Origin of the sequence: Rhizobium sp. 2MFCol3.1 (genome assembly GCF_000377565.1) — a bacterium.
GTDB lineage: Bacteria > Pseudomonadota > Alphaproteobacteria > Rhizobiales > Rhizobiaceae > Rhizobium.
In genome coordinates this window covers 494,055-520,053 of the sequence record NZ_KB898355.1, presented here as the reverse complement: position 1 = coordinate 520,053, position 25,999 = coordinate 494,055, and the positions used below count along the sequence as shown (strand labels likewise).

Here is a 25,999-nt window from a genome sequence, read left to right as displayed (position 1 = left end):
TTAGACTGCAGCTTGCGCTGCGCCAAACACCTTGGCGCGGCGTACCGTGACGAAGCCGCGATCTCCGGCCCGAACAGCACGCTCGGGCTCGACATCGAATTCCAGCTGCACGCCGCTTTCGGTGCTCGCGAGAATACGTCGGCCATCCGGCCTGTCGAGAACACGGTCGACGCTGGCGCCGATGCCGGGGCCGTCGCCAGACCAATCGAGATCGGCCGGGCGGGCGTAGATCTCGCCGGTGCCATCGGCAATACCGGGTGCCGCGACCGTAGCGCCACCGGCATAGGCAACACCGGAGCGAATTTCGGCAGGCAACACGTTGGCATCACCCAGGAACTTCATCACGAAGGCCGATTGCGGATCGCGGCAGACCTGTTCGGGCGTGCCTTCCTGAACGATCTTGCCGTCCTTCAGGATCACGACACGGTCAGCGAGATCCAGCGCCTCTTCCTGGTCGTGGGTCACGAAAATGGTGGTGATGCCGAGCTCGTGGTGAATCTCGCGCAGCCAGCGGCGCAGGTCGTGACGCACATTGGCGTCGAGCGCGCCGAACGGCTCGTCCAGAAGCAGCACCTTCGGATCGACGGAGAGCGCGCGGGCAAGCGCCACACGCTGGCGCTGGCCGCCTGAGATCTGCGCCGGAAACCGGTCGCCCAGTCCCTCCAGCCGCACGAGGCGCAGAAGCTCGGTGACGCGCGCTTCGATCGCGGCCTTGTCGCGCTTGACCTTCGACACCTTCATGCCGAAGGCGATGTTTTCGCCGACCGTCATGTGCGGGAAGAGCGCGTAATGCTGAAATACGAAGCCGACGCCGCGATCGCGAACCGGAATGTCGGTCGCATCCTGATCGCCGAAAAAGATCTGGCCGCCATCCGAATACTCAAGACCGGCGACCATGCGCAGGATGGTGGTCTTGCCGGAACCCGATGGCCCCAGCAGCGCGAGAAGTTCGCCGCTGCGGATATCCAGCGAGACGTCGCGCACGGCGCGAAACGTGTCGAAGGTTTTGACGACGTGGTCGAGGCGGATCTTCATGAGTTTTTCTCTGCTGGCTGGGCAACGAGGACAGGACGCGCCGCGGGCTTGGCGCTGCTGGAGCGGCGGCCGGCTCCCTGGCGCTCGAGCGCCACCTTGGCGATGATGGTGAAGATGGCGATGACCGCCAGGATCGAGGCGGCGGCGAAGGCGCCGGTTGCCTGATAATCGTGATAGAGCAGCTCGATGTGGAGCGGCAGCGTATTCGTCTGGCCACGGATATTGCCCGAGACCACCGAGACCGCGCCGAATTCGCCCATCACGCGCGCATTGCAAAGCACCACGCCGTAGAGCATCGCCCATTTGATATTCGGCAGCGTGACCGAGAAGAAGGTGCGCCAACCGGACGCGCCAAGCGACGTTGCCGCCTCTTCGAGATCGCGCCCTTGCGCCTGCATCAACGGGATAAGTTCGCGCGCGACGAAGGGCGCGGTCACGAACATCGAGGCGAGAACGATACCAGGAATCGCAAACAGGATCTTGATGTCGTAGGCCTCGAGCGTCGGCCCAAAGATGCCCTGGAGCCCGTAGACGAAGAGATAGGCAACGCCGGCGACGATGGGCGATACGGAGAACGGGACCTCGATCAGCACCAGCAGGAAGCGTTTGCCCCAGAAATCGAACTTGGTGATCGACCACGCGGCCGCGACGCCGAAGGCGGTGTTGATGGGCACGGCGATCAGCGCGGTCAGCACCGTCAGCATGATCGCATGCAGCGTATCAGGATGACTGATTGTGGCGCTGTAGACCTGCCAGCCCTTGGCGAAGGCTTCGACGCCGATGATAACGAGCGGCGCCAGAATGAGGAAAGCGCCGATGATCAGCACAAGGCTGATCAAGGTGCGCCTGACGATCGGCTGATCGCCGACGCGCGGCGGTCTGCTGCGGGTGGGAATGCTACTCATGATCAGTTCCTCACCGTGTAGCGGAGCGCCCGCGCCTGCATCCAGTTGGTCAGCGCCAGCATGAGGAAGGCTGTCAGCAGCAGGACGGAGGCGATCGCGGCGGCCGCCTGGTAGTCGTATTCCTCGAGGCGGATGAAGACGAGAAGCGCTGTGATCTCCGTCGACATCGGCTGGTTGCCGGCGATGAAGATGATGGCGCCGAACTCGCCGAGCGAGCGGGCGAAGGACAAGGACACACCGGCAAGCAGCGCCGGCGTCAGCAGCGGCAGCATGACCTTGCGAAAGATCGTCCAGTCCGAGCCACCCAGCGACTGCGCCGCCTCTTCGTAAGCCGGATCGAGATCTTCCAGAACCGGCTGCACGGTGCGGACGATGAAGGGAAGGCTGGTGAAGCACATGGCGACCATGATGCCAACAGGCGTATAGGCGACCTTGATGCCGATACCTTCAAGCACCGAGCCGAACCAGCCATTCGCCGCAAACAGCGTCGTCAGCGCAATACCGGCCACGGCTGTCGGCAGCGCGAATGGCAGATCGACCATCGCATCGACAAGGCGCCAGCCGGGGAAGCGATAGCGCGTCAGCACCCAGGCGAGCGCGAAGCCGAAAAACAGGTTGAAGATCGTGGCGCCGAGCGCGGACAGCACGGTGACCCGATAGCTTGCCAGCGCGCGCGAGGATGACACGATGCGCCAGTAGTCCTCTGGCCCAAGGCTTGCAGCCTTGAACACCAGGGCAGCCAAAGGCAGGACGACGATGAGGCCGACATAGAGAAGGGTCACACCCAGCGACAGGCGTAATCCGGGCAGGACATTGCGTCTCAAACGGTCATTCCCTGTTTCATAAGTCCTGCTCTGCAAGCACGATGACGAAAGCGGCCCGGCAGGCAAATGCCAGCCGGGCCAAGCGATGTGATATCTGGTTAGGGCTTACCGGCTGCCATAAAGCTTGTCGAGAATGCCGCCGGAAGCGAAGTGTTCCTTCTGGATCTTTTCCCAACCGCCGAAGGTATCATCGACATTGACGAGGCGGATCGCCGGAAACTGGTCCTTGAACTCGCCGATCACCTTCTCATCGCGAACGCGATGGCCGAACTGCGCGGCAATCCGCTGGCCTTCCTCGGTATAGAGGAAGTCGAGATAGGACTTGGCGAGCGCTTCGGAGCCATGCTTGGCGGCGACCTTGTCGACCACCGCGACGGGGAATTCGGCAAGCAGGCTGACCGACGGGATCACGCCCTGGACTTTGTCGGAGCCGTACTGCTTCTCGATGCCGCGTGTCTCAGCCTCGAAGGTGATCAGCACATCGCCGGTCTCGCGCTCGACGAAGGTCGTCGTGGACGCGCGGCCACCGGTGTCGAAGACCGGCACGTTGTCGAAGATCTTGGTGATGTAGGCTTCGATCTTGCCTTCGTCGCCCTTATAGGCTTCCTTGGCCCAGGCATAGGCGGCGAGATAGGTGTAGCGCGCATTGCCCGATGTCTTCGGGTTCGGGAAGACCGCATGCACGTCGTCACGCGCGAGATCGCCCCAGTCCTTGATGTTCTTCGGGTTGCCGGCGCGCACCAGGAAGGAGGGGAAGGAGTAGAATGGCGACGCGTTGTTCGGGAAGGCCTTGGCCCAATCCTTGGAGACGAAACCGTTCTTCGCGAGGAAATCGATATCCGTCGACTGGTTGAACGTCACGACGTCGGCTTCCAGCCCCTCGATGATCGAGCGCGCCTGCTTGGAAGTGCCGGCGTGCGACTGGTCGATCGTGACACCCGGATGCTGCTTGATGAAGGCTTCATTCTCCGAGGCGAAAAGCTCGCGCGAAACGTCATAGGATGCGTTGAGAAGCTTCGTCGGCTCTGCGGCATGGGCCTGAACGGAGAAAAGGGCGGCAAGCGCTGTGCCGAGAATCAGAAGGCGGTTCATCTATCGCTCCGGTGTTTTACTGTGCGGTGAAACTAATCGGACCGCCTCCAGATCGCGAGGAACCACCGCCCCTGCTTGCGGACGAGCTTAGAAATTCTGTCCCTTTTTCGCCATATTTCGCGGTGGTTTTGCCTCATGCGACGCGCAGGCGTACCTATGAGGCGTTCCTAAGCCTCTGCCAACAAACAGCTTTCCGCGCGCCGGGAATTTGAAAGCGCTGAATAAAAATCAATGCGAGGTCATGGCTCACCAGCCCAATACATAGCCCTTGCGCTCGTTCAGGCTTTGGCGTATCACCCCGACATCACAGGGGTGCTCCGTAATGCCGGGGCTGAGATACGGTCGCATGATCGTGGACCCTCAAGCTGATCTGGATAATGCCAGCGGAGCGAGGTAGAGCGATGTTTTCCGGCGCGCAGATTTCACTGTATCCCATGACCGACGATTTCGTCGGTGTCATCACCCGTGCGCTTTCCGCGCTCGATCCCCATCGTGACAGGTTGCGGATCGAGACGGATGATATTTCGACGCTGATCATCGGCACGCCCGACGTCGTCTTCGCCGCCATGCGCGACCTGTTCGCGGCCGCCGCCAGCACCGGCAAGCATTGCGTGCTGCACGCGACCATCTCGCGCGGTTGCCCCGGAGAGCCTGACGACCCGATCTGCCAGACGCCCGAACTGACCGGCCCCATGGCGCCGCTCGACGAGCGCAAGGCCCGCGCGCACCAGGCGGTCAAGGACGCGCCTGTCATCGGCCAGGAAACGGCTGCGCAGTTTTCGCTCTACACGCTCGGGATCGACGGCCACATGGACGAGATCTATGGCTGCATCGACTTCCTGAAGAATTCCGGCGTCTTCGAGAAATCGAAGAACTTCTGCACGAAGCTGCGCGGCGACACCGGCGCGGTGTTTTCGACCGTGCACGAGGCGCTGGTGCGCTTCGGCCCGCCGGCAGGCCATGTGACGATCGACCTTACCGTCTCGGCAAACAGCCCGTCCAAGCGCTAAGCGCCGACCCACGCTCGCGTTCAAAACGGTTCTATCTTGTCGACATCACGCCCGCCTTCCCGGCAGGTCGTTCGCGACCTGCACCATCATATCCGTACTGGTCTAAGCCAGGCTCTGCCGGCAATCGCGGCCGTCTACCTTCTGGTGGCGGCTTGGGAGGCCTATGTCCGCCTGTCCGGCATCTCGCCCACGACCCTGCCCTCGCCCTCACGTGTCCTCGCGCAGACTTTCCAGTCCCGGCAGGCCCTGTTCGACAACACGCTCCCGACATTGCGGGCGACGCTTGCCGGTTTCGGCTGCTCGCTTGCGGCAGCCTTCATCCTGTCAGTGCTGATCGATTTCTGCCAGTCCCTGCGTCGCGCTCTGTTTCCGCTCTTCATCATCAGCCAGACGCTGCCGCTGGTCGCCATCGCGCCGTTGATCGTGCTCTGGTTCGGCTTCGGCCTTATGCCGAAGATCTTGCTGGTCGCGCTCGTCACCTTCTTCCCGATGCTGGTGGCACTTTGCCGGGGCTATCAATCGACCGAGGACGAACTGCAGCAACTGGTCGCCTCGATGGGCGCGCCACGCTGGAAGCAATTCCTGCTCGCCCGCCTGCCATCCGCCCTGCCCTTCTTCTTCGCTGGGTTGCGTATATCCATCACCTATGCCGTCGTCGGCGCGATCTTCGCGGAATATGCGGGTGCTGCCAAAGGGCTCGGCATCTACATGCTGAACGCCAAGAATAATTTCCGGCCCGATCTGGTTCTGGCCGCCGTGTTCGTCAGCGCCGTGCTGACCCTCACTTTGTTCGGCCTTACCGTGATCGCCGAACACCTGGCCATGCCATGGATGAGACGCGGAAAGGGAAGCGCCCGATGACCGCGCCACGCTTGCAACTCGACCACATCACCTGCCGCTACGGCGAAACCCCTGTTTTGTCGGACATCTCGCTGACGGTGAAGCCCGGCGAATTCGTCTCCATTCTCGGGCCGTCGGGCTCGGGAAAATCGACGCTCTTCAAGCTGCTGACCGGCGCGCGCAGACCCGAGGGCGGCAGCATGCGCTTTGATGGCCAGACGCTAGACGGAACGATCCGCCCCTTCGCCTTCATGCCACAGCGCGACGCGCTGATGCCGTGGCGGCGCATAATCGACAACACCACGCTCGGCCTCGAGGTGCAAGGCATGCGCCGCGCCGAGGCCCGCCGGCGGGTGCTGCCGCTGTTTTCCGAATTCGGCCTCGACGGCTTCGACCAGCATTATCCGGCGGAATTGTCCGGCGGCATGCGGCAGCGCGCGGCACTGCTGCGCACCGTGGTCCAGGACAAGCCGATGCTCTTGCTCGACGAACCCTTCGGCGCGCTCGACGCATTGACGCGCGCGGGCATGCAGCGCTGGCTGGAAAAGATGTGGTCGCAACACGACTGGACCGCGATGCTCGTCACCCATGATGTGCGCGAAGCGGTCTACCTCTCCGACCGCATCTATATCTTCTCGCCCCGCCCTGCCCGCGTCATCCGCGAGATCACCGTCGATCTCCCACGCCCGCGCATATTGGACGGATCGGCGCGTGCGCGCGCGGCCGAGATCGAGGCCGACATTCTCGACACGCTCTTCAATGCCCCGAACGACGCCACAACGACCAACCTGGAGGAACCACGATGAAAACCCCGATGCTGACCCGCCGCGCAGCCTTGGCTTCGGCCGCAGGGCTTGCTCTGACACTGCCGATGTCGCCGCTTCTGTCGAAGTCGGCCCGCAGCCAGGAGAAGCGCCTCGTCAAGGTCGCGCTGGACTGGACGCCCAATACCAACCACATCGGCCTCTTCGTGGCGCGCGATAAGGGATTTTACCGGGATGCCGGCCTCGACGTGGAAATCCTGCCCTATACGGACACCTCGGCCGGCACGCTCGTCGCCAACCATGTCGCCGACTTTGGAATTGACGGCGCCATCGGCCTCATGACCCAGCGGACAGCCGGCGCCGATCTCGTCGCGACCTACGCCATCGTCCAGACGGAGACCGGCCGTCTGGTCTTCAACGCCAACCGCGATGACATCCGCAGCCCCAGGGATCTCGACGGCAAGACCTATGGCGGCTTCGGCAGCGCCTGGGAAAACGCGCTGATCGGCTCGCTCATCCGTCATGATGGCGGCAAGGGCGAATTCGAGACCGTGACGCTCGGCACGTCTGCCTATCAGGCACTCGCCAACGGCAGCGTCGATTTCACGCTCGAAGTCTACACTTGGGAAGGCGTTCAGGCGGAGCTCGAGGGCGTGAAGCAACGCGCCTTCCGCTACGCCGATTATGGCGTTCCGGACGAGCACACGACGCTGCTCGCCTCCAGCCAGGCATTTCTAAACGAGAAGCCGGACCTCGCCCGCGCCTTCCTGCAGGCGACCCGCAAGGGCTACGACTTCGCCGTCGATCACCCCGAAGACGCCGTCGATCTCATGATCGCGGCCAACAGCGACGCGCTGACCAATCGCGCGCTTGTGGAGGCATCGCTGAAGGCGCTGATCGCGGGGCACTATTTCCGCACGCAGGATGGCATTACCGGTCGCATCGATCCGGCCAAGATGACGGCGATCGGCGACTATCTGTTCCAGTCGAAAATCCTGAAGGACGCCGACGGCAAGACACTGACGGCCGCGCCTGACTTCACGCGCTACTTCAGCAATACGCCACTCGACGCCGCCTGATCGGACGGGATTTGAGCCCGGCATCGACCAAATACACTCCCCGGCTGGCATCCCGCCGCGGGAGTGCATCACGTGATGATCACCAATATTCTGGATGCGTCACCTAGCGCGCAATTTGACTAAAGCTTTACTGAAAATTCATGGTGTGTCGCTGATTATTAGTAAGCGAATTTTTTTCACCATTCTGGCTTTCGCGCCACTTTAATTTTCGGAGCTTTCATTTTGACAAACCTAAGGATTTCGCGGCAATTGTTCTTGCTCGTGGGCCTGCTGCTCGTCATATTCTCGGGCATTGTCTACATGCAGATCAGCACTTTGCGTGAGGCCATTTACACCGAACGTTTCGAGATGATGCGTTCGCAGGTCGAAAGCGCCGTTAGCGTGCTCGACACGTTCTACCAGCAGGAAAAAGCCGGAACGCTGACGCACGAAGCCGCGCAGACGGCGGCCTTCAAGGTTGTTGAGAAGATGAAATACGAGCCTTCGGGCTATTTCGTCGGCTACACCTACGACGTCGTCCAGATCTTCAAGGACGGCTCCAAGAGCATCGGCCAGAATCAGGCGGGACTGCAGGACAAGACCGGAAAGTTCATCTCCAAGGAGCAGGTGGATCGCGGCATCGCCGGCGGCGGGCGCACCATTTTCTACTGGCAGAAGCCCGGACAGCCGGCTGATCAGCTCTTCCTCAAGGGCAATTATTCGAAGGCCTTCGAACCCTGGAAGGTCGTCGTTGCGACCGGCGTCTACATGGATGATGTCGAGGCGCAGATCTGGGATGCCACGATCTCGGTCATCGGTCTCTGTCTCGTCGCGCTGGCGATCGCCGCCGCCATGGCGTTCTACATCATTCGCGGCATTTCGCGGCCGTTGTCGGCGATCCACGACGCGCTGGGCGCCGTCGCCAACGAGGACGTCAGCAAGGTCATTCCGCATACGGACCTGCGCAACGAAGTCGGCATGATGGCAAAGGCCACCAAGTCGCTTCAGGAAAAGGTGCGCGATCGCCAGCAGATGACCGTCCGCCAGGAAGAGCAGCAGCGCGAGCTGAATGCCGAGCGCCAGCGCAGCGTCGATGCGCAGCTGCTGGACGCCGAACAGCAGGCGCATGTGGTTTCGACCATCGGAAACTCGCTTGAGCGGCTGGCGAATGGCGACCTCACTGTCCGTTGCGATGACCTCGGCGCCAAATATGCCGGCCTGCGCGACAACTTCAACGATGCGCTGGCAAGGCTTGAGCAGGCGATGGCCCGCGTAAGCCTGAAGGGCAACGACATTGCCGTCAGCAAGGAAGAAATTCGCCGCGCCTCCAACGAACTGGCGCAGCGCACGGAACGCCAGGCCGCCAACCTCGAGGAAACCTCTGCAGCGCTCGACGAACTGACGGTTGCCGTCCGGCAGACCGCCGATGGCGCCCGCGAAGCGGCGCGCCGCGTCTCAAGCGTCAGCAGCGAAGCGCAGCAGAGCGACGCCGTCGTCAGCGAAGCAATCAACGCGATGAACGGGATCGAACAGTCCTCCGCCGAGATCACCAAGATCATCGGCGTCATCGACGAGATCGCCTTCCAGACGAACCTTCTGGCCCTCAATGCAGGCGTGGAAGCGGCGCGTGCCGGCGAAAGCGGCAAGGGTTTCGCAGTTGTCGCGCAGGAGGTCCGCGAACTCGCGCAGCGGTCGGCCGCGGCGGCGAAGGAAATCAAGAGCCAGATCTCCAGCTCCTCGACGCAGGTCGAGCAGGGTGTGGATCTCGTCGGACGCGCCGGTGAAGCGCTGAAGAGGATTTCAAGCCAGATCGAAAGCGCCAACGAGATCGTCTCGAAGATCTCCCACAGCGCCCAGGAGCAGGACACGACCTTGCGTTCGATCTCGCAGTCAATGAACCAGCTGGATACGGCAACACAGCAGAATGCCGCCATGGCGGAAGAGACGACTGCATCCGCCGAGGTGCTCGCCAACGACACCGGCGATCTGCTCGATCTGATCCGGGGCTTCCGTATCGCTCAATCGGGTGGCGCTACGTCGCTTCACGACATGGGCCAGAAAATGCGGCTCGCGAGCTAAGTCTCCAACAACACGATCGAGTCGGCTCGATTTTTCGGAATGAATGTGGCGGTGCCTCCCGAAGCGCCGCCACATTTCGTTGTGCTCATAACCTTTGCCGAACAGGAAGTCTGCAAGCGTGCCGCGAGGAAAATCGCGCGCACTCTCGAGTCAAACTTGACTCCAATGATCAAGATAAGTAAGCAATGCTGACGTAATCAGAGGTCAGCCATCGGCGGCCGTTACGCGGGTCCATTTCGACGATGACAGCACGCGCCTACAGCAAAGTGACGGTCCTCACGGCAGCGATTGCGCAGCCGGCCGCCACGCGTGCGTCCACGCATACCGCCAATAAAAAACGCCTTTAAATCGCCAGCGGAGGAGCGTGCCAGGTCACCTGCGGCTCCGCCTGCGGGACTGAAACGACACGCGCCAAGGCGCGACCAAGGGAGACGGGCAGATGAGCGCACAAGATCGGGTCACGGGCCTCTACGACATCAGCGAAGACAAGAGCAGCTGTGGTGTCGGCTTCATCACCCGCAAGGACGGCGTTCAGACCCACGACGTGCTGAAGAGGGGGCACGAGGCGCTCTGTGCCGTCCCTCATCGCGGCGGCATGTCGGCGGAGGGCGTCGGCGATGGCGCCGGCATCTCGGTCGATCTCTCCCTCTCCTTCTTCCGCGGCCTCACTAGCAAGCCTGATCTCGCGACCGGTCGCTTCGGCGTCGGCAATTTCTTCCTGCCGAACAACCCAAGTCAGCACCAGCGCGCGGCCGATATCATCGAGGCAGCGCTCGCCGATGAGGGGTTGCCCGTGCTTCTGGTGCGAGACGTGCCTGTCGACAATGACGCGATCCGCCCGATCGCCGTGCGCTACCAGCTGCCGATCCGCCAGTGGGTGTTCGCAGCTCCCGAGGCCGCGAAGACGCCGGCTGAATTCGACTGGCGCATACACAAGGCGCTGCTTGCCATCGAAGCCGTTGCCTATACCGATCCGGCTTTGGCCGGCTTCTATCCGCTGTCGCTCAGCGCCCGCACGCAGGTCTTCAAGGGCCGGCTTAGCTCGAATGAGGTCCTGCCCTACTTCCGCGATCTCGTGGACCCCGCGCACGAAATCCACACCATGTATTTCCACACGCGCTTTTCCACCAACACCGACCCGCACCCGTCCATGGCCCAGCCCTTCCGGCTGATGGCGCACAATGGCGAACTGAACACCGACAAGAAGAACCGGCTCTCCGAGACCGCGATCGCGCTCGCCCGCAACTCCGCGATCATCCGCCCGAAGGGCCAATCCGACAGCTGCCGTCTCGACCAGACGTTGCAGAGCCGGGTGATGGAAGATGGCCTTGACCTCGTCACCGCCGTCGTCTCGATGATGCCGCCGGCCTGGGAGAACGACGAGACGCTGTCCGAGGACGTCAGGGCGATGTTCGAATACTTCTCCCTCTACGAGGAGAAGAACGACGGCCCGGCCGCGTTGATCTTCGGCAACGGCACCATCGTCGGCGCCAGGCTCGACCGGCTCGGCCTGCGGCCGCTGCGCACGGTCGAGACCTCCGACTATCTCTGCGTCATGTCTGAAGCGGGCCAGATTGCCTTTCCGCCCGAGACGGTCCTCCGGCGCGGCCGGATCGAGGCCGGTGGCATGCTCTATTTCGACCACGCGGCCGGCCGATCCTTCTCGACATCGGAAGCGCTTGAGATGCTTGCGGCGCAGCGCGACTACAAGACGCTTCTCACCGACGCCCGCATCCGCCTTGAAGACCTGCCCGAAGTACCAGCCGACCAGCAGGGATCCCCGCTCCGCTATAATGGCGATCTGGAGCGTCATCAGCGCTACGTCGCCTATTCCCACAATCAGGAAAGCTTCAAGTTCCTGATGGATCCGATGCTGGCGACCGGCGCCGAGAAGATCTCGGCAATGGGTTACGGCAACGCCATTAACGCCCTTTCCGACCAGGAGGGCGGCGTTGCAAAGTATTTCTCGCAGCGCTTCGCACAGGTCACCAACCCGCCGCTCGACAGCATCCGCGAAGCCGACGGCATGACTTTGCGCGTGGCGCTTGGCGCCAAGCCGAACATCGGCGCCAAAGCGGCCCGACAGATCGTCGTCCGCTCGCCGATCCTCACCCATCTCGACATGCTGAAGATCCGTGAGCAGAGCGAGACGCCGTTGCGCCGCTTCGAGATGCTATACACGCCCGTTGCTGGCGATCCCAAGGCCAACGAGCAGGCGCTGGAAGCGGCGATCTCCGGGCTTTGCGACGCGGTGGAGGCCTTCGCCGCCGAAGAGGGCGGGATCGCCGTCGTCACCGATCGGCATGTGGCGCGCGACCGCGCGGCCCTGCCGATGATCATCGTCATCTCCGCGCTGAACCAGCGCCTGATCGAGACCGGCCTTCGCCTGCGTGTCTCCATCATCGCCGAGAGCGGCCAGATCTCCTCGTCTCATCACATCGCCGCGGCGCTTGGCTTCGGCGCATCGGCCGTCTATCCGCTCGGCGTCCAGTTCCGGGCCGAGGAGAAGTTCGGCGCCGATGCCGACAAGGCGTTCAAGCGCTTTGCCAAGGCGGCGGAAAAGTCGTTGATGAAGACCATGGGCAAGGTTGGTCTCTGCACCGCCGAAAGCTATATCGCCGGCGAGTTCTTCGAGCCCAACTTCCTCGACACCAACGATCCCGTGCTGCGTCGCTATTTCCCGAATGTGAAGACCCCTGTTGGCGGCGTGAACTTCGCCGTCATCGCCCAGGCGGTGTGCGACTGGCACATGCGGGCGCTGACCGTCGCCAGCGAAACGAGATACCGCTGCTTGGTCTTTTCAAGGAGCGCGCCGAAGGCGCCGGTCACTCATATGGCACGACCGCGGTGCGTGGCTTCGTCGACATGACCGAGGAGAAGATCGATTTCGAGCGGATGTCTGGCGACACCGACCAGTCGGAATTCTTCCGGCTCCTGCCGCTCAACCGGCTGGAAGATGCTTTCGGCCTCAACGACGCCGCCTATTACAGCACCAGCTTCGAAAAGCTGACGCCCGAGGCGATCGACCGCTTCGAGATCACGCCCGGCTACCGCGCCTTCGCCCGCATGATGATGGAAGAGCGTATGCGTCGCCCCGCGGCCTTGCGTGATGTGCTGGACCTGCCCGCCGATGTCAGCTTCTGCGGGAATGCCGAGGATTTCAGGCGCGAGATGGGACGATTTTCCCGCAAGGGGAACAACGCGTTCATGGTGCGCGGCCTTGCCTGCGAACGCGTCGGCGACGACGGGTTCCGGCTGCGACTGACGACCTTGAATGGTAGCCAGCTGACGCTGCTTTCGGCACTTGCGCAGTCGCTCGTGATGCGCTTCGACACCGACATCGTCGGCCACTGGCTGGAAGCAGGCGCTCTTGCCGTGCAGGCGAAGGACGAGGCCCGGGACTATCTCTCGCTGCTGCGCACGGCACCCGCGAGCATCCCACTTTCCGAGGTTCAAAACGCAAGCGAGATCACGCCGCTGCTTGCCTCCGGCGCCATGAGCCACGGCGCGCTTGTGGCCGCCGCCCATGAAGCGGTCGCCCACGGCACCAACATGGCTGGCGGCATGTCGAACTCCGGCGAGGGCGGCGAGCATCTGTCGCGCTACGGCACGATCCGCGCGTCCAAGATCAAGCAGTTCGCCTCGGGGCGCTTCGGCATCTGGGCGGGTTATCTCGCCGATCCGATGCTTGAGGAGATCGAGATCAAGATCGGCCAAGGCGCCAAGCCCGGCGAAGGCGGCCAGCTCCCCTCGCCCAAGGTGACCGTAGAGATCGCGGCTGCGCGTGGCGGCACGCCCGGCGTCGAGCTCGTCTCGCCTCCCCCTCATCACGACACCTATTCGATCGAGGATCTGGCGCAGCTCATCCATGACGCCAAGGCGGCGCGCGTGCGTGTGGTCGTCAAGCTCGTTTCGTCGGAAGGCATCGGCACGATCGCCGTTGGGGTGGCCAAGGCAGGCGCCGACGTGATCAACGTCGCAGGAAATACGGGTGGCACGGGTGCTGCCGCCGTCACCAGCCTGAAATATACAGGACGCGCCGCCGAAATCGGCATCGCCGAGGTTCACCAGGCGCTTTGCGCGAACGGCTTGCGGGAAAAAGTCACGCTGCGTTGCTCGGGCGCACACCAGACGGCGAGCGACGTCATCAAGTCGGCCCTGCTCGGTGGCGACAGCTTCGAATTCGGCACGACCGCGCTGATGATGCTGAAGTGCGTCATGGCGAAGAACTGCAACATCAAGTGCCCGGCCGGGCTGACCACCAACCAGGAGGTCTTCAACGGCGATCCGAGGGCGCTGGCGCAATATCTGCTGAACATCGCCCATGAGACCCGCGAGCTTCTGGCATCGCTCGGCTTGCCGTCGCTGCGCCAGGCGCGCGGGCGTTCCGATCTTCTTCATCTCCTCGCTCACCCCTCGAGCGTCGGGCAGCTTGACCTCCGCGCGATGCTCGCGGTGGTCGAGGAGGTGAAGATTACCGACCCCGTCTATATGGAGAAGGATTACGCCGTCGATGATGGCTTCCTCGACCTCGTGCAGTCGGCACTGATCGAAAACGGCAAGGCGACCGTCGAGCTCGGCGGCAATCGCTTCCTCAACAATTGCAACAAGAGCGTCGGCGGGCAGTTAGCGGTCGATATCGAGCGCATGCTGAACTACGAGATCGACGCCGCCAAAGCAGCCACCCTGCCGGCCGTTCGCCAGGACGAGCGCGGCCGCCGCTTCCTCGAGCCCGGATCGGTCAATATCGCGACCTCGGGTTCGGCCGGACAATCTTACGGCGCGTTCTGCAATGACGGCATGGTGCTCACCCACACCGGCACCTGCAATGACGGCGTCGGCAAGAGCGCCTGCGGCGGCACGATCGTCGTCAAGTCGCCGGGTGGCGGCTCCGACGAGGCGGGCGGCAATGTGCTGATCGGCAACTTCGCTCTCTTCGGTGCCACCGGCGGCCGCACCTTCGTGGAAGGCCAGGCGGGGGACCGTTTTGCCGTCCGCAATTCCGGCGCAACCGCTGTCATCGAGGGCGTGGGCGACTTCTGCTGCGAGTACATGACGAATGGCGCGGTTCTCAATCTCGGAAGCTTCGGCAAGGGCTTCGGAAACGGCATGAGCGGTGGCTTCGTCTATCAGTATGACCCCTATGGCGATCTGCCGAAGAAGGTCAGCCACGACTCGATCCTGCTCGGCTCGATCTCCGACGATGGCGACGAAGCGGCCATCCATAGCCAAGCCGTACACATGCTGCTCACCTGGCATCTGGCTGCGACCGGTTCGTCGAAGGCGCGCTGGCTCCTGGAGAACTGGGAGAGCGAACGGCACAATTTCGTCTACGGCATGCCCCGGGCGCTGCTGCTCTATCAGGATAGCGACGCGATCCTGAAGGCAAAGGCACGCAAGGAGCTGATCGAGGAACTGGCCTCGGCGCTGGCTGCCCATCAGGTCCGCAAATTCAAGCTGGCCTATCGCGACCGCAAGCCGGTGCTCAACGGTCGTGTGCCTGGCTACGGCGAGACCGATACGGACGAGATGTTCGCGCTTCTCAACAATTACACCGTGCTTTCCATGGCGCAGGGGCTGGCGATGGCGCGGGTGCCGAACGCGCTCGGCCCATCCGAGCCAGCCGTAGAGAAGGCTGTGCGAAACCTCATCCTGACGGAGGATTTCGCCCTGATGAGCAAGCTGGTGCGGCACGCGCGCGACGCCATCGATGGCCACAGCGATGAGCAGCTGGCGGTCATGATCGCCTCCAAGCGGCTCGCCGACTACAAGGAAGCACTGTCGCGCCGCAACATCCTGTCGATGGACAGCCCCGGTACCTACGGCTGGATCATCCACCAGCACGCCCGCAACATCGACAGGATCGGCCGCCTGCCGAGCTTCGAGGAGCTGTTCGCCAAGCGCGCCGTCTCCGACCTGACGACATCTGCCAGAACCAGCCGAGTGTGACGATGAAAGTGCCCTATATCCCCGCAGACGCCCCCTTCAATGGCGACCAGCGCGCCTGGCTTTCCGGCTTCCTGGCTGGGCTCCATTCGCGCCTGGCAATCGGTGACGACGGCAGCAACGCCGTAGCGACAGCCCCGCAGCAGCAGGCCTCAAGCCCGCTGCATATCCTCTATGGCACGCAGACCGGCAATGCCGAGGGTGTGGCCATGGATGCGGCGGCGGCGGCGCGCGCTGCCGGGATGCAGCCGGTGGTCGAGGCGCTCGACGATATCGACATGGCTCGCTTCGCGACGATGAAGCGGGTGATCGTGGTTGTCTCCACCTATGGCGAAGGCGAGATGCCGGATAATGCGCAACTCTTCTGGGAGGCGCTTTCTGCGGACAGCGCGCCAAGGCTGGAGGCGATGAACTTCGGTGTGCTTGCGCTCGGCGACACCGGCTATGATGGCTTCTGCCAGGCGGGCAAGCTGATCGATACGCGTCTGGAACAGCTCGGCGCGCAGCGGATGGCGAACCGCCTCGATTGCGACGTGGATTACGAGGATGCCGCATCGGCCTGGGTGGGCGAGACCCTGCCGGTCGCTGCGGTGGTCGAAGGTGGAGCTGCGGAGCCGGCCGCACCAGCCGAAGCGACCGCCCTTCCTGTCCGCGAGAAATCGCAATGGAACCGCAAGTCGCCTTATCCCTCGACCCTTGCCGTCAACCGGGTGCTCTCAGGTACCCGATCCGCCAAGGAAATCCGGCATTTCGAGTTCGATCTCGGCGATAGCGGACTGGCCTATGAGGCGGGCGATGCGCTTGGCGTCATGCCGGTTAACAATACGGCACTTGTTTCGGCCATTCTGGAGCGCCTGGGTGCCCACACGGAAGCAGCCGTTTCCGGCCTCGCCCGGCCGCTGGGCCAGGAATTGACGACTAGCTTCGAGATTTCCACGCCGTCGCGCGAATTCATCGCGGAGATCGAACGGCGCGCCGGCCATGAGGAGCTCAGCCATATCCTGCGCCATGGCGACAAGGAAGCGCTGGAGAACTGGCTATGGGGCAAGGACAGCCTCGACCTCCTGCAATTGCTGCCGGAGCGCGCCATGAACGCCGCCGATTTCGTCGGCCTGCTGAAGCCGCTGCAGCACCGCGCCTATTCGATCTCCTCAAGCCCGCTGGCCGCTGAGGGGCGCGTGCACCTGACCATCGCCAGCGTGCGCTATATCACCAACGGTCGCGAGCATGGCGGCGTGTGCTCGACCTATCTGGCGGACCGGGCCGAGGGTGACATGGCCGGCATCTTCGTGTCGCAGAACAAGGCATTCCGCGTTCCATCGGATGATGATGCGCCCGTCATCATGGTCGGCCCGGGCACAGGCATCGCTCCCTTCCGGGCCTTCCTGCAGGAGCGCCGCGCGCGCGGCGCCACCGGCCGCAACTGGCTGTTCTTCGGCGACCAGCACCGGGCCGACGATTTCATCTACGAAGAGGAACTGGCGGCAATGAGCAGCGCCGGGCTGCTGACGCGGCTCGATCTGGCCTTTTCCCGCGACCAGCAGGAAAAGATCTACGTGCAGACCCGCATGCGCGAGAACGGCAAGGCGCTCTACGCCTGGCTGGAAGAAGGCGGGCATTTCTATGTTTGCGGCGACGCCACACGAATGGCGCGCGACGTGGACCAAGCCTTGCACGACATCATCGCCGTCCACGGCGGCCATTCCGCTGATGCCGCGAGCGCCTACGTCAACGAACTGAAGCGCCAGAAGCGCTACGTTCGCGACGTCTACTAGCGCGGCTTCAGCCTCGACCCTCCACAATCGAACAGCTGTGTCGAGCGGTCGAGACATTTGGCCGCTCGAACGCGTTTATCAACACGGACCATGTGCCGGGTAGGAAAGCCTGCGCGTTCGTGCTCTCTTGGAGCTATCAGGTGTCATTTCGGGACGCCAACGGCTATAGTTTATTGGATATTAAGAACGTTGAACGAGACTCGCCTAGCCGTGACAGCGAAGCATGTAAATCGATGCAAGCAAGAATCGCTTGCATGAATGGCATGGCGGAAAACATGGAACATGAAGGTTTCGATTTACCGTTCCTCCTCAAGGAGATTGATATCCTTGCGGATGAACTCAGCAAGCTGCCCCCGTCGATGGACAGGACAGCGCTGGAACTTAGACTGGCACAGATGCGCCAGATCGTTGAACTGCGGCATACGCGCCGCGGCATGAAAAACCTCGATCCAAACTAACGGTTCGACTGTTATCATGTGGCACACTCGCCTGCCGCGGCTGCGGCAAGCGTCGACCCAGCCATCCACTCATGACCTGAGCGCGTTGTGGCCGTAGCGAGGATTGTGCTTCGATATTCCCGCCAAAGAGGCTAATAAGCGCGCAAGCGAATGAGAGGAATTGGCCATGGAACCGGAAACCATAACGATCGACAACCGCAACGACTTCTCGCTTTGGGCGATCGAACGCGCCAAGCTGATCGTCAGCGAACAGGGCACCGCCCTTGCGCTTGCTGCCCGTGACATGGACGACACGGAGATTGGTCAGGCCGGCAATGCACTCGGCCAGGCGATTGCCGACGCCATGCTCGAAGTATTCGACGGGCTGATGAACGGCGTTGCCGAGGAATAACGGGCCTCCCGTTCCTTCGCTAACCCGACGATCAGCAAGAATTGCGCTCGAAATTCTTTGGGAACCTTTTCGCAGCTGAAGGGTTTTATCTGCGCAACGTATTGAAATCCGCGTTGCTGGATCAGCAAGCCCAATGCAGTCCAACCAAAAGCCCGGTGCAGCCCCTCGCACCGGGTTTTTTCATGCGCGGTACCGAAGCGCCCATGCTTGATGCATAAAGAACATACTATATGTTAACGGCGCGGTGGCAACCTTGCACGGCTGCCGCCAATCAAACGCGCTTCGAGGGGTATGAGCGTTGGACACGAGACCATGGTTGATCCCCGTCTTGATCGCCTGTCGGCGCAGCGGCGCCGTTTATACGGTCACGAGTACCCGCGAAGCGCTGAAACTGCTTTTCACCGCTTGGCCGGTCGCCGAAGGCAAGGCCTATTTTTCCGCTTTGGAAGTGTGTGACGGCGTCGCGATCGGCAAGGCGTCGCCTGAAGATGCGCGCCTCGCCTTTATCGCCGCGGCCGATGAAGCCAAGGTGCCGTATGACGTGGTGCCCGCCGCCCCCGTTTCGCTTTAGGCAGCGTCAGCGCGCTTACTCCTCGACGCCGTCCTCGAACGTATAGGACGCGCACATTTCGTCGGAGCTCTTCGGCGCATGACGACCGGTGAACACCGCGATCGCGGACAAGCCATCGCCAGCGGACCAATTTGCGACATAGGTGACCGGACCGGAGCCGCAGAGACGATTACCGTTCAGCAATTCGGGGTCGGAAGGATCGGCCACGCGATAGACGGAGGCCGGTACACGCTCGCCGTCGACCATGAAGTGATCGGCGACCAGGTTGGAAAACGAAAGCTCGTCACCCGTTTCAAAGGTGATGCTGAAGTCGTCCATCGAGATGTCGCCTGTGACGGACATGGCGGTGTTGCTGACAGCCTTGTACGAGTCGGCCCATGACGGGCTCGCGGCCGACAACGCAGCGAGCGACAGAATAAGACATGATTTGAAGAAGCGCACGGTGACCTCGGGGGCAAAGGCAGGCACGGCAGAGCCGTGCCCGCGAAATATTACTCGGCTGCGGGTTTCAGGGAGCTAATGATCGCCTGGAGTTCAGGCCCATGCGCCTCCTGCGTTCCCTGCGATCCCCAATAGGTGATGACGAGGAGCTTGCCTGGTTTCGGCGAGAGCAGCGAGAGGCCGATGTTGACAGCGCCGTCATTGTCGGTGCCGGTCCAGTCGAAGTTGGTCATGTCCATGCCGTTGATCGGCTCGTCGGACTTCTTCTGTGTCGAGCCGTCGACCTTCACGCCGTTCTTCTGGAGAAAGGCGATGGCGTCGTCGATGACCTTGTCCGTGCTCTTCTCGTCCGCGACGTCGATCGAGAGATAGATGGCCGAGTCATCGGAGGTTGCCTGAATACCGGTTTCGGTTTCCTCGGGTTCCCAGCTGTCGGGAATGGCGATCTGCGCGATGGGCGCGTCGCTCGGGAATGCAAGCGTCTTGGCCTGGCTGATGCCGGGTATGAGGGCGGCAAGAAGCGCCCCGACGATAATCGTCTTCATGTAAAGTCCCTGGGGGTTAGAGAACATGTGTGCGGGCGCATATTAACGTTGCGGCGTTAAGAAGATCCGCACACCCCAGTCGCACGTTCGCTCCACCCCAGAAATGGTTCAGGCCCAGAAACAGTTCGGGCCGGCGTGGACATCATGTCCGCGCCGGCCCGCTGTTCGAAAGACCGCTTTTTACTCGCCGGGAACGATCGCCGGGTTGTTGCCGTGAGCCGCTTGCGGGCTATCCGCAGGCTTCGGCGCCTTCCAGGCGATCAGGCGGTAGAACATCGGGATGAAGAAGGTCGCGATGAACGTCGCCGCGAGCATGCCCCCGATAACGCCGGTACCGATGGCGTGACGGCTGGCCGAGCCCGCACCCGTGCTGATGGCCAGCGGCACGACACCCAGGATGAATGCCAGCGACGTCATCACGATCGGGCGGAAACGCAGGCGGGCGGCTTCGATCGCAGCCTCGCCGGCCGACAGCCCCTCGTGGCGCTTCAGAACGGCAAACTCGACGATGAGAATCGCGTTCTTGGCGGCCAGACCGATCAGCGTGACCATGCCGATCTGGAAGTAGACGTCGTTGGTGAGCCCGCGCAGCATCGTTGCGAGCAACGCCCCGAACAGCGCGAACGGGATGGCGGTGATGACCGCGAGCGGCAGCGTCCACTTCTCGTACTGAGCAGCCAGGATCAGGAACACCATGATGATGCCGAAGAGCATCGCCTGCGTTCCCGCGCCACCCGTTGCCAGTTCCTGGTAGGCCGAGCCTGTCCAGGCGATCTGGTAGCTTGGCGGCAAGGTCTCGCTGGCGACCTCCTGCAGTGCGCGGATGGCGTCGCCCGACGTATAGCCAGGAGCCGGGTTGCCGGTCACCTTGGCCGAGTTGAACGCGTTGAAGCGTTCGACCTGGTCGGGGCCGATGATACGCGTGACCTTCACCAGCGCATCCAGCGGGATCATGCTGCCATTGGTCGAGCGGACAAACACCTGGCGGAGATCGTCAGGCGATTGCCGGAAGGCCGATTCCGACTGCAGATTGACCTGGTAGTTGCGGCCATAGAGCGTGAAGTCGTTGACATAGAGGCTACCGAACGTGGCCTGCATCGCATCGAACACGGTGTCGATCGGCACGTCGAGCGCCTTTGCCTTCTCGCGATCGAGATCCGCATGATATTGCGGAACGCTGGCATCGAAGGTGGTGCGCACGGCGGTCAGTTCAGGGCGCTTCGAGGCCGCGGCCACGAGAGCATTCGCCTGTTCGGCAAGGTTCGCGATGCCGTTGCCGCCACGGTCCTGAACATAGGCTTCGAAGCCACCCGTGGTGCTCAAGCCCTGGATCGGCGGCGGGTTGAAGGCGAGAACCATGCCGTCCTTGATGCCGCTGTTGGCGCCGATGATCGGCCCGGCCATGTTGCGGGCGTCGAGTGCCGGGGTCGTGCGTTCCTTCCAGTCATCGAGGATGATGAAGGACACGCCGGCGCTGCTCTTGATGCCGCCGGCCAGGATATCGAAGCCGGAGACCGCGAAGACGTCGTGAACGCCGTCAAGCTTCGAGGTGTTTTCGACCACCTTGTTCATGACCGCTTCGGTGCGCGGAAGGGCTGCTGCCGGCGGAAGTACGGCGACCTGCAATACCCAACCCTGGTCTTCGTTGGGAACCAGCGACCCCGGGATGGTGTAGAAGAGGTAGCCGGTCGCGCCAAGCATGGCGCCGACGAGCACGAGGCCGATCGCAAAGCGCTTGACGAAGAAGCGGACGCCCGCCGTGTATCCCGATGTCAGCCGCTCGAAAGCACGGTTGAAGACGCGAAACGGCAGCGCTGGTTCGTGGTGTCCGGGCTTCAGGATCAGGCCGCAAAGGGCCGGCGTCAGCGTCAGAGCCACGATACCCGACAGGATGACCGAGATCGCGATCGTGACGGCGAACTGCTTGTACATCTGGCCCGCAAGCCCGCCCACGAACGAGACCGGGATAAAGACCGAGCAGAGCACGAGCACGATCGCGATGACCGGCCCCGTGACTTCGCCCATGGCCTTGATCGCCGCATCTTTGGGCGACAGCTTGTCCACCGTCATCAGGCGTTCGACGTTCTCGAGAACCACGATCGCGTCGTCCACGACGATACCGATCGCAAGCACCAGACCGAACAATGTCAGCAGGTTGATGGAGAAGCCCAGCAGATACATGCCGGCAAAGGTGCCGATGATCGAGATCGGAACCGCGATCACAGGGATGAGCGTTGCCCGCCAGTTCTGCAGGAACAGGAACACCACGATCACGACGAGCGCGATCGCCTCGAAGAAGGTGTGAATGACTTCCTCGATCGAGACCTGGATGAACTTCGTCGTATCGTAGGGGATACGATAGTCGATACCATCAGGGAACGACTTCTTCAGCTCAGCCAAGCGCGTCGAAAGCGCTTCCATGGTGTTCAGCGCGTTGGCGCCCGGCTGCAGGTAGATCGCGATCGGAACGGCCGGAGTGCCATTGAGGCTGCTCTGCACCGCGTAGCTCTTGGTGCCAAGCTCGATGCGCGCGACATCCTTCAGCCGCAGCGTCGCCGCGTTGCTGGTCGAGCGCAGGATGATGTTTCCGAACGCTTCTGGATCCGTCAGACGACCCTGTGTCGAGACGCTGTAGGTGAAGGGCTGGCCGGTTGCGCTCGGCTGATCGCCGAAACGGCCTGCCGCAAACTGGGAGTTCTGCTCCTGGATGGCTGTCGACACGTCGCTCGGCGTCAGGCCGTACTGGGCCATCTTGTCGGGCCGCAGCCAGACACGCATTGAGTAGTCGATATCACCCAACACATTGACGTCGCCGATGCCGGGAAGGCGCTTGAGATCGTCGATGACGTTCAGAAGCGCATAGTTGCCGACATAGGCGCGGTCATACTGCGTGTTGTTGGAGAACATCGCCACGAACGCCAGAATGGAGTTCGAGCGCTTGGCGACAACGACACCCTGACGGGTGACTTCCTGCGGCAGGGTGGAGGTTGCACGCTGAACACGGTTGTTGACGTTGATCGCGGCCTGGTCCGGGTCGGTGCCAAGCGCGAACGTCACCGTGATCTGCATGGTGCCGCTGTTGGAGTTCGTCGATTGCATGTAGAGCATGTTTTCGACGCCGTTGATCTGCTGTTCCAGCGGAGCCGCGACCGTCTGTGCGACCGTCTCGGCGCTGGCGCCGGGATAGCTAGCGGTCACGACGACCTGAGGCGGCACCAGTTCCGGATACTGCGCGATCGGCAGCGCCCGCAGGGCCAAAAGGCCCGCCAGAACGATGACAATGGAAATGACCGCCGCGAAGACCGGACGGTCGATAAAGAACCTGTTACCCATCAGTTGGCCGCCGTCTCTTTCGTGCCCTTGCCGGCATCGGCCGCGGCCGCTTCAGCCGTTGCGTTGACGGCCGAGCCCGGGCGTACCTTGATGACGCCTTCGGTGATCAGCTGGTCGCCAGCCTCGAGGCCCGAATTGACGATCCAGTTGCCGCCGACCTTCTGGCCAAGCGTGACCGCATTGATCTTCGCCTTACCGTCCTTGCCGACGGTGTAGACGAACTGACCCTGCGGCCCCTGCAGCAGTGCCACCTCTGGAATGACGATCGCGTCATCTGCGGTCACACCACTCACCGTCGCGCGCACGAACTGGCCGGGGATGAGCTGACGATCCGGATTGTCGATGATCGCGCGGGCCTGGATGGTGCCCGTGTTGACGTCGACGGTCGCCGAGGTGAAATCGACGACGCCTTCGTGGTCATAGGTCGAACCATCGCCGAAGGTGAGCTTGACGCGCAGCTTCTGCTCCTGGCCCTTCGCTTTCATCAAATCAATCAGATGGCGGACTTCGCGCGCCTCGGAATCCGAGAATGAAAAGTTGACGTAAACGGGGTCCAGCTGGGTGATGTTGGTCAGCAAGCTTGAATCGGTGCTGATCAGGCTGCCTTCGGACATTTGCTCGAGGCTGGTGATGCCGCTGATCGGAGCGGTTACCTTGGTGTAGCCGAGATTGAGCTCGGCGGTCTTGACCTGCGCTTCGGCGGAAGCGACGGCTGCTTCGGCAAGTTCGCGCGCAGAAACCGCATCGTCGCGGCTTTTCTGGCTGCCGACCTTCTGGTCGAAGAGGCTGATGTTGCGCTTTTCTTCGCGGATACCCTGGCTGAGCTGTGCCTGTGCCTGCTTGAGCCCTGCCTGAGCCTGCATCAGCGCGGCTTCATAGGGTGCGGGATCGAGGAGAAACAGCACGTCGCCGGCCTTGACCTGGGCGCCTTCGACGAAATTGCGCTTCAACAGGATGCCGCTGACGCGGGCGCGCACTTCCGTCTGGCGAAACGCCGAGACACGAGCGGCGTATTCATAGCTGAGCGGGACCGAGCTCGCGGAAACATTGACGGTTGTGACGGATGGGGGCGGTGGGGCTGCGGCCTGCTGGGCCATTGCCGCGGAGGACATGAATATCGAAACAGCCGCTACAAGCACGCCGCTACGAACGGTGGAAAAATGCCGCTGATTTTTGTTTTGCACTATATTCGCCTTTACTTGGGCTCGATTTAACCGAGCAGCCTTCGTTTCCTCCTCCCCTGGCCCTCCGCCAGACTGTATTCCATTGTGAAAATCGGCCTTAGAGACTCCACCCGTAAGCGGCCGAAGCGAGGTTCGCTTGCCGCTTGCCTGTCTCGAAGAACCTGCGCACGTCTATGAGGAAACAGCTGCGCATTTCGCCTCTGCTTCCGGTTTTTTGTTTTATATCCCGTGTTTAACACCCGACCGGAGCCTGAGCCCCGTCTTGGCATTTAGGTAACAGTTCGGCCGAACCATGTTAAGATGCCGGAATCCGCATAAGGCCATGAAGGACGTTCATGAATGCCGGTGGATTGACCGCGGCGGCGGATTTCAATGCGGACGCCAGGCTTGGTCGAGGCGAACATTCGGCACCATGAAATTGCTCTAAAGTATTTTTCTGCCTTTATTATTAGGTCTATCTAATTGCGCATCGCCAACAAAGCGGATGCCCGAACAGTATCGCCCGCATGGCGACGTATCGACGCAAGCAACTTTTTGTGTTCACGAAGCCTGCCGCTACCGGCCTGACGATCGGCAAATTAACGATTGGTTAACCATGCCCGTCGTTTACAATGACTTAGCGGCCGTCAGGTCGTTGATTCGAGGGTCCGGTGTCAAAATTGCGCCGGATACATGGAAATACGATTGCGGCGATCGGAAACATGGGTTTGCTAAGATTGATGGCCCTTGCTGGGTTGGCTGGTCTTGCCGCCGGCTGCACATCGACTGGAAATATCAGACAACCGAGCGCCGCTGAAACAATCGCGAGCGAGAAGGCGCTTGTCCTGCCGCCACCCGGTGGGCCGTCGATCGTGAGTGTCGTGGAGCAGAAGCGCGGCAATGGCGTCGATCAATCCATTTCGCTGTTCACATCGTCCTCGGTTCCCGGCCAGAACTTCCTCAAGGTGCAGTTTCTTGGTGGGCGCGGCGAAAACCCAGGCGCCGGCAACTCGTCCTACAAGATGGTCAATGAGAGCGCCATTGCGCGCGAGATGGCTGCGTCTGTCCCCGGTGTGCGGATGGCGCGTTCCGCGACGTTCCTTCAAAACAGCTATGGCCCCTTCGGTTATGCCTCAGGCACCAGCCGCAGCGGCGATACCTGCGTCTACGGATGGCAGCAGATCCGCTCCAGCCGTTCGGACCAGACGCAAGCCCGCAACTTCGGCATGATTCAGGTTCGCCTGCGCCTGTGCGATGCGCGCGCGACCGAGCGGCAATTGCTGGGCGTGATGTACGGCTATACGGTCATCGGCACGTTCAACGGCGAAATCTGGAACCCCTACGGCATGACGCAAGGGGGCGACCCGACCCTTGGACGCCCAGGAAACCCTATTTATCCCGACGAGGGCGGCTATCGCTCGACGCCGATGCCGATCGGCTACGAACCGGCCCCGACGCAAACTTTCTCACGCCCCGCTCCAGTGCGACGCGCAGCCGTTCGCCCGGCCGCCAGTGCGCCTGTGGCGCCGGCCTTGCCGCCAGCCATCGGCCCCCGCGTGCCGGGACCTGACCTTTCCGGAAACGTGCCACAGGCGCCGATGGATGCACCCGCATTGCCAAGTGCTTCCGCGCGCCAGCAAGCCCCGCAACAGACGATGACAGCGAGCGGAGTGAACGTGCCATCGCCCGAATGCATCGGCAATGCGGCGAGTGCCGCCTGCCAGAGATGACGATCAGCTAGGCCGGCACCGGGAACGATGCGCGGCACA

Annotated in this window: 18 protein-coding genes, 1 pseudogene and 1 riboswitch; of the genes and pseudogenes, 11 read left to right on the top strand and 8 right to left on the bottom strand. The window is 62.3% G+C overall.

The window, feature by feature from the left end:
- From D460_RS0108255 to cysP, 4 genes are all read right to left on the bottom strand, one after another.
- Positions 1–1,035: a sulfate/molybdate ABC transporter ATP-binding protein gene (locus D460_RS0108255; RefSeq protein WP_018898066.1), complete on the bottom strand. Its 1,035-nt coding sequence runs from the start codon at positions 1,033–1,035 to the stop codon at positions 1–3.
- Positions 1,032–1,940, bottom strand: a complete 909-nt coding sequence (gene cysW / locus D460_RS0108250; RefSeq protein WP_018898065.1) for a sulfate ABC transporter permease subunit CysW — start codon at positions 1,938–1,940, stop codon at positions 1,032–1,034. Before cysW ends, D460_RS0108255 begins: the two co-directional genes overlap by 4 nt.
- A gap of 2 nt (positions 1,941–1,942) precedes the next feature.
- On the bottom strand, positions 1,943–2,764 hold the full coding sequence (gene cysT / locus D460_RS0108245) for a sulfate ABC transporter permease subunit CysT (protein WP_018898064.1): 822 nt from the start codon (positions 2,762–2,764) through the stop codon (positions 1,943–1,945).
- A 105-nt stretch (positions 2,765–2,869) separates the two neighbouring features.
- On the bottom strand, positions 2,870–3,856 hold the full coding sequence (cysP, locus tag D460_RS0108240) for a thiosulfate ABC transporter substrate-binding protein CysP (RefSeq protein ID WP_018898063.1): 987 nt from the start codon (positions 3,854–3,856) through the stop codon (positions 2,870–2,872).
- A 298-nt stretch (positions 3,857–4,154) separates the two neighbouring features.
- A riboswitch (TPP riboswitch) is annotated at positions 4,155–4,265 on the top strand.
- On the opposite strand from cysP, the gene D460_RS0108235 reads away from it, so the two are divergent.
- The 10 genes and pseudogenes from D460_RS0108235 to D460_RS0108190 all read left to right on the top strand — a co-directional run bounded on the left by D460_RS0108235 (position 4,258) and on the right by D460_RS0108190 (position 18,748).
- Complete coding sequence (locus D460_RS0108235; RefSeq protein ID WP_018898062.1) at positions 4,258–4,866, top strand: YkoF family thiamine/hydroxymethylpyrimidine-binding protein; 609 nt, start codon at positions 4,258–4,260, stop codon at positions 4,864–4,866. (Overlaps the previous riboswitch by 8 nt.)
- Before the next feature lie 90 nt (positions 4,867–4,956).
- The gene (locus tag D460_RS0108230) at positions 4,957–5,727 is read left to right on the top strand and encodes an ABC transporter permease (RefSeq protein WP_051110781.1); all 771 of its coding nucleotides are present in this window, start codon (positions 4,957–4,959) and stop codon (positions 5,725–5,727) included.
- Positions 5,724–6,512, top strand: a complete 789-nt coding sequence (locus tag D460_RS0108225) for an ABC transporter ATP-binding protein (RefSeq protein WP_018898060.1) — start codon at positions 5,724–5,726, stop codon at positions 6,510–6,512. The genes D460_RS0108230 and D460_RS0108225 overlap by 4 nt, the downstream gene beginning before the upstream one ends.
- A complete protein-coding gene (locus D460_RS0108220; RefSeq protein WP_018898059.1) occupies positions 6,509–7,549 on the top strand; it encodes an ABC transporter substrate-binding protein in 1,041 nt (346 codons plus the stop codon). Before D460_RS0108225 ends, D460_RS0108220 begins: the two co-directional genes overlap by 4 nt.
- 222 nt (positions 7,550–7,771) lie before the next feature.
- Positions 7,772–9,607 (top strand): methyl-accepting chemotaxis protein, encoded by a 1,836-nt coding sequence (locus D460_RS0108215; protein WP_026282918.1) that lies wholly within the window; start codon positions 7,772–7,774, stop codon positions 9,605–9,607.
- Positions 9,608–10,046: 439 nt separating this feature from the next.
- Positions 10,047–15,556: pseudogene (locus D460_RS37155) on the top strand (glutamate synthase-related protein).
- A gap of 2 nt (positions 15,557–15,558) precedes the next feature.
- Positions 15,559–17,328 carry a sulfite reductase subunit alpha gene (locus D460_RS0108205; protein ID WP_018898057.1) on the top strand — a complete coding sequence of 590 codons (1,770 nt, stop codon included), beginning with the start codon at positions 15,559–15,561 and terminating at the stop codon, positions 17,326–17,328.
- 140 nt (positions 17,329–17,468) lie between these two features.
- On the top strand, positions 17,469–17,786 hold the full coding sequence (locus tag D460_RS35870) for a hypothetical protein (protein ID WP_155947701.1): 318 nt from the start codon (positions 17,469–17,471) through the stop codon (positions 17,784–17,786).
- 166 nt (positions 17,787–17,952) lie between these two features.
- A complete protein-coding gene (locus tag D460_RS0108195; protein WP_018898055.1) occupies positions 17,953–18,177 on the top strand; it encodes a hypothetical protein in 225 nt (74 codons plus the stop codon).
- 328 nt (positions 18,178–18,505) lie between these two features.
- Positions 18,506–18,748: a DUF982 domain-containing protein gene (locus tag D460_RS0108190; RefSeq protein WP_245267726.1), complete on the top strand. Its 243-nt coding sequence runs from the start codon at positions 18,506–18,508 to the stop codon at positions 18,746–18,748.
- Positions 18,749–18,763: 15 nt separating this feature from the next.
- Here the strand turns inward: D460_RS0108190 and D460_RS0108185 are convergent, their stop codons facing one another.
- The 4 genes from D460_RS0108185 to D460_RS0108170 form a co-directional block, all read right to left on the bottom strand.
- Positions 18,764–19,216, bottom strand: a complete 453-nt coding sequence (locus D460_RS0108185; RefSeq protein WP_018898053.1) for a hypothetical protein — start codon at positions 19,214–19,216, stop codon at positions 18,764–18,766.
- Positions 19,217–19,239: 23 nt separating this feature from the next.
- Positions 19,240–19,734 carry a hypothetical protein gene (locus D460_RS0108180; RefSeq protein ID WP_018898052.1) on the bottom strand — a complete coding sequence of 165 codons (495 nt, stop codon included), beginning with the start codon at positions 19,732–19,734 and terminating at the stop codon, positions 19,240–19,242.
- A 180-nt stretch (positions 19,735–19,914) separates the two neighbouring features.
- The gene (locus D460_RS32795) at positions 19,915–23,067 is read right to left on the bottom strand and encodes an efflux RND transporter permease subunit (RefSeq protein WP_018898051.1); all 3,153 of its coding nucleotides are present in this window, start codon (positions 23,065–23,067) and stop codon (positions 19,915–19,917) included.
- On the bottom strand, positions 23,067–24,251 hold the full coding sequence (locus tag D460_RS0108170) for an efflux RND transporter periplasmic adaptor subunit (RefSeq protein ID WP_037110936.1): 1,185 nt from the start codon (positions 24,249–24,251) through the stop codon (positions 23,067–23,069). Before D460_RS0108170 ends, D460_RS32795 begins: the two co-directional genes overlap by 1 nt.
- 701 nt (positions 24,252–24,952) lie before the next feature.
- Between D460_RS0108170 and bcsN the strand changes: the two genes are divergently transcribed.
- Positions 24,953–25,960: a cellulose biosynthesis protein BcsN gene (gene bcsN, locus D460_RS0108165; RefSeq protein WP_026282915.1), complete on the top strand. Its 1,008-nt coding sequence runs from the start codon at positions 24,953–24,955 to the stop codon at positions 25,958–25,960.
- The last annotated feature ends 39 nt before the right edge of the window (positions 25,961–25,999 follow it).